Origin of the sequence: Zemynaea arenosa, assembly GCF_004614185.1 — a bacterium.
Lineage (GTDB): Bacteria > Pseudomonadota > Gammaproteobacteria > Burkholderiales > Burkholderiaceae_D > Telluria > Telluria arenosa.
This window is the reverse complement of the sequence record NZ_SPVF01000259.1, coordinates 53,830-62,956: the sequence shown is the minus strand read 5'-3', so window position 1 is coordinate 62,956 and position 9,127 is coordinate 53,830. Positions and strand designations below refer to the sequence as shown.

At 67.2% G+C, this 9,127-nt stretch carries 7 protein-coding genes and 1 tRNA gene; 5 read left to right on the top strand and 3 right to left on the bottom strand.

Annotation, left to right across the window (positions count from 1 at the left end):
- The first annotated feature begins 209 nt into the window (after nt 1-209).
- From E4L96_RS21430 to E4L96_RS21410, 5 genes are all read left to right on the top strand, one after another.
- Nucleotides 210-2,540: an LTA synthase family protein gene (locus E4L96_RS21430; protein ID WP_167758770.1), complete on the top strand. Its 2,331-nt coding sequence runs from the start codon at nt 210-212 to the stop codon at nt 2,538-2,540.
- Between the two features lie 8 nt (nt 2,541-2,548).
- A complete protein-coding gene (locus E4L96_RS21425) occupies nt 2,549-3,484 on the top strand; it encodes a hypothetical protein (RefSeq protein WP_135209251.1) in 936 nt (311 codons plus the stop codon).
- Between the two features lie 59 nt (nt 3,485-3,543).
- Nucleotides 3,544-3,816: an HU family DNA-binding protein gene (locus E4L96_RS21420; RefSeq protein ID WP_135209250.1), complete on the top strand. Its 273-nt coding sequence runs from the start codon at nt 3,544-3,546 to the stop codon at nt 3,814-3,816.
- Nucleotides 3,817-3,857: 41 nt separating this feature from the next.
- Nucleotides 3,858-3,934: transfer RNA gene (locus E4L96_RS21415), tRNA-Asp, on the top strand.
- A 63-nt stretch (nt 3,935-3,997) separates the two neighbouring features.
- Nucleotides 3,998-6,232 (top strand): ATP-binding protein, encoded by a 2,235-nt coding sequence (locus tag E4L96_RS21410; RefSeq protein ID WP_135209249.1) that lies wholly within the window; start codon nt 3,998-4,000, stop codon nt 6,230-6,232.
- Here the strand turns inward: E4L96_RS21410 and E4L96_RS21405 are convergent.
- From E4L96_RS21405 to E4L96_RS21395, 3 genes are read right to left on the bottom strand one after another with little or no spacing between them, the layout of a single operon-like run.
- Nucleotides 6,208-6,621: a response regulator transcription factor gene (locus E4L96_RS21405; protein ID WP_167758769.1), complete on the bottom strand. Its 414-nt coding sequence runs from the start codon at nt 6,619-6,621 to the stop codon at nt 6,208-6,210. The genes E4L96_RS21410 and E4L96_RS21405 overlap by 25 nt on opposite strands.
- On the bottom strand, nt 6,618-8,057 hold the full coding sequence (locus E4L96_RS21400; protein WP_135209247.1) for a glycosyltransferase family 2 protein: 1,440 nt from the start codon (nt 8,055-8,057) through the stop codon (nt 6,618-6,620). Before E4L96_RS21400 ends, E4L96_RS21405 begins: the two co-directional genes overlap by 4 nt.
- Nucleotides 8,054-9,118 (bottom strand): HEAT repeat domain-containing protein, encoded by a 1,065-nt coding sequence (locus E4L96_RS21395; protein WP_135209246.1) that lies wholly within the window; start codon nt 9,116-9,118, stop codon nt 8,054-8,056. The genes E4L96_RS21400 and E4L96_RS21395 overlap by 4 nt, the downstream gene beginning before the upstream one ends.
- Nucleotides 9,119-9,127 lie beyond the last annotated feature (9 nt).

Below are 9,127 nucleotides of genomic sequence, written 5' to 3'. Positions count from 1 at the left end.
GGTAAGGCCCACCGTCGCCACTCCTGCCGCCGCCCGTGCCGCCCACCGACCCAATGCCCCCGCACGATCCCGCTCCGACGCCCGCGCCGGACCGCGTGCCCGCGCCCCCAGCCGCGACGACGCCTGGACCTGGTGTTGCGCAGGCTCCCGTACCGCGCGCACCTGATCCGCATCCCGCGTCAACCCGCTGGACGCGCGTCGGTGGGCTGTTGGCCGCGTTCGCCGAATCCCTGCCCGCGCTGATCATCGCGATGATCTGCCTGCGCGTCACCGAGCTGCATCTGCCGTTCGCGGAGAGCGCCAGCAAGGACAACCTGTTCCCGCAGGCCCTGGTCACCGACTTGCTGTCGATGCTGCGCTACGCCCCGCTGCTGTTCGTGCTCACGCTGCCCGCGCTGCTGGTCCGCAACCGCACCCGCCAGAGCATCGCCATCGGCGCACTGTGGACCATCCCCGTCCTTCTGCAAGCCGCTCTGGTCGCCTACACCAGCGCCTCGGGTGTGCCACTCGGGTCCGATCTCTTTGCCTACAGTCTCGCCGAGATCAACACCACCATCGGTGGCAGCACGCACCCCGGCGGGCCGCTGCTGGCGGGTACGCTGCTCGCCATCATGCTGATGTGGCTCGGCCTCGCCTTGCGCGCCCATGGCGACAATTGGCCTACCTTCTCATCGCGCGGTGGCGCCATCGTCCTCGCCTGTGCCGTCATTGCGCTCATTGCCGCGCCCCCGCAGACTCGCGCGTCCGCGGCCGATGCCGGCGGCAGCGCCGCCACCGTCGCCCTCAACAAAACGGCGTTCTTCATCGACGACACCTTGCAGGACCTGTTCGGCCGCGCCAGTGTGCCAACGGGGCAGAGCGCCCAGTCACGGCAGGCCGCCCTGCGCGACACCAGCTACCGCGGACCTGATCCGGCCCACCCATTCGAGCACACCGACCGCACCCCCGACACCCTCGGGCCCTTGCTGCCGCGCGTGGCCAGCCCACAGCCCAACATCGTCCTGATCATTGTCGAGGGCCTTGGCCGCTCCTTCTCCGGCCCCGATGCCCGCCTCGGCAGCTTCACACCCTTCCTGGACGAACTGGCTGCGCGCAGCCTGTACTGGCACAACTTCCTCGCCCCGCAGGGCCGCACTTTCGGCGTGCTGCCCTCCGTCCTTGGCTCGCTCCCGTACGGCGCCACCGGCTTTGCCGAGCTGCCCACGTACCCGCCGCATATCTCGCTGCCTGCGCTGCTGAAAGAGCAGGGCTACAGCCTGCGCTTCTACACCGGTACCGGCCTGGAGTTCGACCAGGAGGGCCGCTATCTCAAGTCCGAAGGCTTCACCGACACCGTAAGCACCCCTGACTTCCCGGCCACCTACCAGCGCAGCAACGACTGGGGCTACGGTGACCGCGAGCTGGTCGACATGACGCTGAACCGCATGCGCACGGCACCCCAGCAGCAGCCTGCGCTCACGGTCATCCAGACCAACTCGATGCACACGCCTTACCAGTTCCGCGGCCAGGCTGAGTACATGGAACGCGTTGATCGCCGCCTTGACCAGCTGAACATCCCCGCCGCACGGCGCGCCTCATACACCGCCCAGCGCGATATCTACGCCAGCATCCTGTACGCCGACGACGCGCTGCGCCACTTCTTTACGGAGGCCGCCAGGCTGCCGGGCTACGAAAACACGGTCTTCCTCATCACCGGCGACCATCGCCTGCCTGAACTGCCAATGGACACGCGCCTGGAGCGCTACCATGTGCCGCTGGTCGTGTTCTCGCCGCGCCTGAAGCAACCGCACAGCATCAAGGCCGTGTCGTCCCACTTCGACATCGCCCCCGCACTCGCGGCATGGCTCGCCAATGGCTATCAGCTCAAGACACCGCCGCATGTGACCTGGCTCGGCACCGGCCTCGATACCAGCGTCGAATTCCGCAACCTGCATGCCATCCCGCTCAAGCAGACCAAGACGGAGTTCAGCGATTTCGTGAGCGGCACCGTGTACCTCGCGCAGGACCGCCTGTTCGCCCTCAGCGATGGCCTGCTGATCGAGCCGGTGCGCGATGACGCCGCCCTGGCCAAGGCCCGCGCCCAGTTCAACGCCTTCCGCGGCGCCAACGACCTGATGACCCGCACGGGGGCACTCGCCGCGCCGTCCGCTCTGGCCGAACGCCTGACCTACACTCCCGCCGCGCGCGAACTGCGCAGCGTGGCGCTGGCCGCCGAACATGGGCGCCTTGGCGTGAGCGGCCTGCACATCGCGCCGCGCACTGGCCGCATCACGGCCACCGCCGTCATTGTCAACGGCGCCGCCACACCTTCGCCGACGTTCGTGCCATTGCTCGTCCTGAGCGACGCCAACGGGGCGGAACTCGGCGAATCCTACGGCAAAGCCATCACGCTGGACCCGGGCGCCCGCGCCCAGGTCCAGCTGGAACTAGGCACCAGCAAACTCCCGTCCGGCCGCTACTTCGCGTCACTGATCCCGTCGCACCCTGACACGGGCAGGCCAGTCGGCACCGGCCAATACCACGTGGAGGTGGACCGGTGATGCAAACCATGGCCCGCCTCCTCGCAGCCGTGGCCTGCGTGCTGATTCTGCAGACATCCGCGAGCGCCGCGGCGCCGCGCGCCATCTGGACCTGGGAGCCCGAAAGCTACGCGATGCTGGAAAACGAAGCCGAAGCCGCATCCACCATCGCTTTCCTGAAGGCGCACCACATCCAGACGGTCTACCTGTACGCGGACGAATACTGCCACCGCAACTGGGTCGCCGAACGCCCTGCGCTGTACCGCGCCCTGATCAAGCGCCTGGGCGGGGAGGGCATTACTGCGTATGCGCTGCTGGGCTCCGGATTCCTGAAAACAGAACGCTACGTCCTCCCGCAATTCCATGGCCGCATGCTGGACGCCCTCCAGCGGGTCCTCGACTACAACGCCTCCAGCAAGGCCGACGAACGCTTCGCCGGCATCAACTTGGACATCGAGCCCCACATCCTGGACCAGTGGGACCACGACAAGGATCGCCTGATGCTGCACTTCCTCGACATGAGCCAGGCCGTCATGGACCGCAAGCGCAAGTCCGGCCAGCGCTTGCAGATCGGCCCCGCGATCCCGTTCTGGCTGGACGGGATGACCGCGACGTGGCACGGTGTGCGCAAGCCGGTGAGCGAGCATGTCCAGGACATCTACGACTACGTCGCGCTGATGGACTACCGCGACCATGCGCTCGGCCGCGACGGCATCGTGAGCCATGCCGCTACTGAGCTGGCGTATGGACGCCGCATCGGCCGCACCGTGATGATTGGCGTGGAGACGACGCCCAACGAGATCGCGAAAGTCTCGTTCGACCACCTGGCCGAAGCCGACATGGAACGCGAACTGGGGCTCGCCACCCAGGCCTTCGCGAGCGAACCTGCGTTCGGCGGCTTCGTCATCCACCACCTCGCGGGCTATCGCCGCTGGCTGCAGCGCGCGGCGCCGAACAGCCCTTGACACGCATCGCGCGCGGCGAGTCTAATACGCGCTGCGGTTTTTTCATCCAAGGATACGTAGTGAACAAGACAGATCTGATCGAAGAGATCGCCAAGCAGGCCGACATCACCAAAGCTTCCGCCACGCGCGCACTGGACGCCATGCTGGACGCGGTGACCGCCACCCTGGCCAGCAACGGCACCGTGACGCTGGTCGGTTTCGGCACCTTCTCCGTGGGCGAGCGCGCCGAGCGCACCGGCCGCAATCCGCGCACCAAGGAAGCCATCACAATCAAGGGCGCCAAGGTTCCGAAATTTAAAGCTGGCAAAGCGCTGAAAGATGCGGTAAACTAGCGGGCTCTGACGCGTTGAGATTACTCGGCGCACCGGAAACTGGAGCGGTAGTTCAGTTGGTTAGAATACCGGCCTGTCACGCCGGGGGTCGCGGGTTCGAGCCCCGTCCGCTCCGCCAGATTCCAAAACGGCCTGCATTTCGCAGGCCGTTTTCATTTCCGCATGCAGTATCATCAACCGCATGCAAGCTCTCCACTTCACGGCGGATCGCCGTCTCGGTACCTACGTCGCCCTCGGCTTCGCGCTACTGTCGGCGCTCCTCACGCTGATCCTCGTGGAAGTCATCGGCGCTGCCGCATCGGACCAAATGCGCAGCCAGATCGGCGACCAGCTCGAAGACCTCGCCCTGCAAACGGCCGACAAACTCGATCGCGGCATGTTCGAACGGTATCGCGAAGTGCGCCTGATGGCGGCGCGCACCGACGTCACAGGGGCCGACGTCAGCCCCGCCGCCCGCCGCCGCGCGCTGGAGATGCTGCAGGAGACCTACCCGTACTATGCGTGGATCGGGCTGGCCAGCCGCGATGGCAAGGTGCTCTCCGCGACCAAAGGTATGCTGGAAGGTGTGGACGTGAGCCAGCGGCCGTGGTTCGGCAACGCGCACCGCGGCACCTACCTTGGCGACGTGCATGAGGCCAAGCTGCTCGCCAAGCTGCTGCCGAATACCTCGGGGGAGCCGATCCGCTTCGTCGATATCGCCTTCCCGACGCCGGAGGAGAGCGTGCTGGGTGTGCACCTGTCCTGGACCTGGGCGCGCGACGTCGAACGCTCCGTGTTCCGTTCCGCCGACGGCCGCGCCATCGATGCCATCATCGCCACCCGGGACGGAACCGTGCTGCTGGGACCTCCGGCCCTGCGCGACCAGCGCCTGGACCAGCAAAGTCTGGTGGCCGCGCGGACCCGCAGCGGCAGCCTGACCGAAACCTGGAGCGACGGCCGCACCTACCTGGTCGGCTTTGCGCGCAGCCGCGGCTACGAAAGCTATCCGGGTCTGGGCTGGACGGTGCTGGTGCGGCAAGACGTGGACACCGCGTTTGCCCCGGTCACTCGCATCCAGCGCCACGTGTTCTGGAGCGGGATGCTGATCGCCGCCGGGTTCTCCCTGTTTGGCCTGTTCGCCGCACGCCGCATCACGCGTCCGATCGAGGACCTGGCCAACGCCGCACAGCGCATGCAGGCCGGGGAGGACGTCCCGCTGCCCGCGCTGAACGGAGGCTACCGCGAGGTGACCACGCTCGGCGCCTCGCTGCAGGCGTTGCTCGATGACTTGCATAGCCGGCGCAACGCGCTGGCCGAACTGAATGCCACGCTGGAGGAGCGCGTCCGCACACGCACCCAGGAGCTGGATGCCGCACTGGGCGAGGTACGCGCCAACGAGGCCCGCATCCAGACCATCATCGAGACCGCGCAGGATGCCTACATGGCTACCGGGCTGGATGGCTGTGTACTCGAATGGAATGCGGCCGCCGAGCGCATGTTCGGCTGGAAGCGCGATGAGGTGATCGGCAAGCCGCTGGCGCCCTTCATCGTGCCGGAGCGCTTCCGCGCCCGCTTCGATGAATCGCTGGTCGAACTGCGTGGCGCCTCGGTGCAGGCTGCGCGGGTGGAGCGCGTGGTGATGAATCGCGAAGGCGAGGAATACCCGGTCGAGGCCACGGTCAGCGTGGTGCAGTCGGGTGGGCGCACCTTCTTCAGCGCCTTTGTGCACGACATCCGCGAACGCAAGAAGGTCGAGCGGATGAAAAACGAGTTCATTTCGACCGTGTCTCACGAGCTGCGCACGCCGCTCACGTCGATCCGGGCGTCGCTGTCGCTGCTCGCTTCCGGCATGGCGGGCGAGCTGCCCCCGGATACCAAGCGCCTGATCGAGATCTCGAATGGGAGCTGCGAACGGCTGGTGCGGCTGGTGAACGACGTGCTGGATATCGAGAAGATCGAATCCGGGGGTGTGCAGCTGGCCATCTCCGAACAGCCGCTGGCACCGGCGCTCCAGCACGCGCTCGATGCGTTGACGGGATACGCCGGCCAGTATCAGGTGGCGCTGCAGCTTGAGTGCCCTGCGGATTTAAGCGCGCGCTTCGACAGGGACGCGCTGCAGCAGGTGGTGACCAATCTGGTGTCCAACGCGGTCAAGTTCAGCCCTTCAGGTGGGACCGTCGAAGTGAGCGCGGCGCGTGTCTCAGGCTACACACGTATCGCCGTGCGCGACCACGGCGGCGGCATCCCGGCCAGCTTCCGCGACCGCGTCTTCCAGAAATTTGCGCAGGCCGATGGTTCGGACTCGCGCAAGCGCGGTGGCACGGGCCTGGGCCTGGCGATCTGCCGCAGCCTGGTGGAACTGCATGGTGGGCGCATTCGCTTCGAGACCGAAACGGGGCAGGGCACGACCTTCTACGTCGAGCTGCCGGAGGTTTGACTGGTCCGAGACGACAGCAGCGCGCGCAGGCGCTCCATCAGCTGCTGCGGTTCGAAAGGCTTGAGCAGGTAGTCATTGGCCCCGGCTGCGCGGGCGGCCGTCACGTCGGCTTCGTCATGCCGGGCCGAGAGCATCGCCACCACGGTGCGCTGCCACGCAGGCTGCGCGCGGATCTGCGCCAGCAACTGCATGCCGGTCACCTGCGGCAGCATCATGTCCAGCAGGATCAGGTCAGGCGGCGCGGCGGTAATGATGTACTCGCGCGCTGCCGCGCCATCGTTGATCATGCTTGGCTGGCATCCGAGCCGCCCCACGATGAATTCCAGGACGGCCGCGATATGCTCGTCGTCCTCGACGATCACCACCGATGTTCCTTCCAGTCCGCTCATGGCTTGTCCTCCGGGTGGCGGGTTTGCCAGCTGCCCTGGCGTTTCATGGTGCCCCATTGGGCTTCCTTCTGGCGCGCCCATTGGAACAGGCCGACCAGCCGCCACCAGCTGTTCAACTGGCGGTAGCCAAAGTTCTCCAGGATGACGATGGCGCCCAGCCGCAGCAGCTGGCTGCCGCGCGGGTAGATGTGGAAGGAGATCTCTTCCAGCAGCAGGCCGGAGGCCGACAGCAGGATCCCCAGGCCGATGGCGACCAGCAGGAAGGCAAAGAGCGCCTGCACCGACACCCAGCCAAAGATGAAAGCCACCACCATGAATACATAGCCGCCCAGTTCCACCAGCGGCCCTAGCCACTCGAACAGAACGAAGAAGGGAAACGCCAGGTAGCCCGGCACGCCGCCATTGGGCCCGAACATGAGGCCCCAGTTGTTTGTGAGGCTCTCGCCCAGGCCGCGCTGCCAGCGGATGCGCTGGTTGCGCAGCGTGGCCCGGTCCTCGGGTGCCTCGGTCCAGCAGATAGGGTCGGGCACGAATTCGATGCGATATGGTTCGCGGGTGTGCCGCATCAGCCGGTGCATGCGCACCACCAGCTCCATGTCCTCGCCGATGGTGCGCGGGAGGTAGCCGCCCGCTTTCACCACCGCGTCCTTGCGGAAGATGCCGAAGGCGCCGGACACGATCAGCATTCCGTTCATGGCAGACCAGCCGAGGCGCCCGAACAGGAAGGCGCGCAGGTACTCGACCACCTGGTACTGCGCCCAGGTGTTCCGCGGCAGGCCCACTTCGGTGAGGAAGCCGCCTTGCACCTTGCAGCCATTGGCGATGCGAACGGTGCCGCCGGTGGCGATCACAGTCGGGTCGCGCAGGAAGGGTCGGACCACGCGCTGCAGGCTGTCCCGCTGCAGGATGGAATCGGCATCCACGCCGCAGAACAGCGGGCAGCGCGCCGCATTGATACCTGCGTTGAGCGCGTCCGCCTTGCCGCCATTGGCCTTGTCGATCACGCGCAGGTTGGGGTAGCGGGTGGAGCGGTAGATCTGCTTAATGGGCTGGCAGGGCACCTGCACGCGGTAGGCTTCCGGATAGGGCAGCAGGCTGAATTCCTCGATCAGCACTTCGATGGTGCGGTCGGCCGAGCCGTCGTTGATGACGATGACTTCATAGTCCGCATAGGAGAGCTGCAGCATCGAACGCACCGAGGCCGCAATGGTCGCTTCCTCGTTGTAGGCCGGAACCAGCACGCTGATGGGCGGCTCCAGGCCCGAGTAGATCTGCGGCAGGTCGTCCAGCAGTTTCTCCTGTGCGCGGCGGCGCAGGGCGACGATGGAGATCAGGTTCAGCGTCAGGTAGCTCAGGTTCAGGATCACGAAGTAGCCGATCACGAACCAGGTGATGAAGTCCACCAGGATCAGGTGCCAGTTCGGGTGCCAGTTCATGCGCGTGCTCCCGTGCTTGGGGCGAGGGCCAGGATGTGGCGCAGCATTGCGGAGCCGTAGCGGTCCTGCAGCTCGCCGGCCATGTGCTCCAGGTCGGGCGGTGTGAGGAAGGGCAGGCTGGCCAGCGCCTCGGCGGCGCGGTGGCGCACCCACCATTCGGAATCGGCGAGCAGGGTGCGCAGGCGGTCCACGTCTTCCGATTCGCCGATACGGCCAAGGGTGCGCGCAGCGTGTACCCGCACGCGCCAGTCCTCGTGCGCGGCCAGGGCGCGCACGCGCGGAAGAACGCCCGGCCCGGCGGCCAGGCGCAGCGCGGCGATCAACACATCCATCGAGGGATCGCCCAGCAGACGCTCGTGCAGCTCCGGCGGAAGGGTGGCGCGCAGGCCTTCCATAATGCGCAGGGCGCGCAGCAGGGCGCCATCGGTGAGAGCGGGCAGGCGGGCTTCCAGCGCGTGCAGCAGCGGCGCGCCGCCGTCCTGCATGATGGTCACCACTTGCGCCAGCGGCCAGTCGGCCCGCACCAGCACCCGCGGCACCAGCATGTCCGCCGCGCGCCACGGGTCGGCCTGCACCATGGCCCAGCCGGTGTAGATGGAGAGCAGGCTGTCATTGGCATCGAGATGGAGGACCAGCGCGTCCCAGTGGCGGGCATCGCGCAGGTGGCCCAGGGTCAGGATGCCCAGCAGTGCTTCGGAGCGATTGCCACCGGCCAGCAGGCGCAGGGCTGCGCGATCAGCCCGGGCGCGCAGGCCGATCTCGATCAGCCCCCGGCTTGCGCTCCCGCGCAGGGATGCCTGCAAATGCACCCACAGCTTGAGGAAGGCGACACGGTCCTGGCGCGCCACGCGCGGGACGTGGCGGGGCTGGTCCTCCGCGATGGCCGCGGCGAACAGTGGGCGCCATTGCTGGATCACGGCCTGCTCGCGCCGCGCCGCACGCCGCATGCGGATGCGCAGGAACACGATCTCCGCGGCCAGCACCAGCGTGAGGGCCAGCGCGGCGGTCCCGGTCCATAGCGCGGCCAGGACCCAGGGATCAGTCGCCTGCGTGCTCGTCATCCGTGCGCT

Excerpts from the sequence above, each read along its gene's own strand:
- E4L96_RS21400 (WP_135209247.1), bottom strand. The coding sequence starts at position 8,057 with ATGAACTGGCACCCGAACTGGCACCTGATCCTGGTGGACTTCATCACC.
- E4L96_RS21410 (WP_135209249.1), top strand. The coding sequence starts at position 3,998 with ATGCAAGCTCTCCACTTCACGGCGGATCGCCGTCTCGGTACCTACGTC.
- E4L96_RS21425 (WP_135209251.1), top strand. The coding sequence starts at position 2,549 with ATGGCCCGCCTCCTCGCAGCCGTGGCCTGCGTGCTGATTCTGCAGACA.
- E4L96_RS21405 (WP_167758769.1), bottom strand. The coding sequence starts at position 6,621 with ATGAGCGGACTGGAAGGAACATCGGTGGTGATCGTCGAGGACGACGAG.
- E4L96_RS21395 (WP_135209246.1), bottom strand. The coding sequence starts at position 9,118 with ATGACGAGCACGCAGGCGACTGATCCCTGGGTCCTGGCCGCGCTATGG.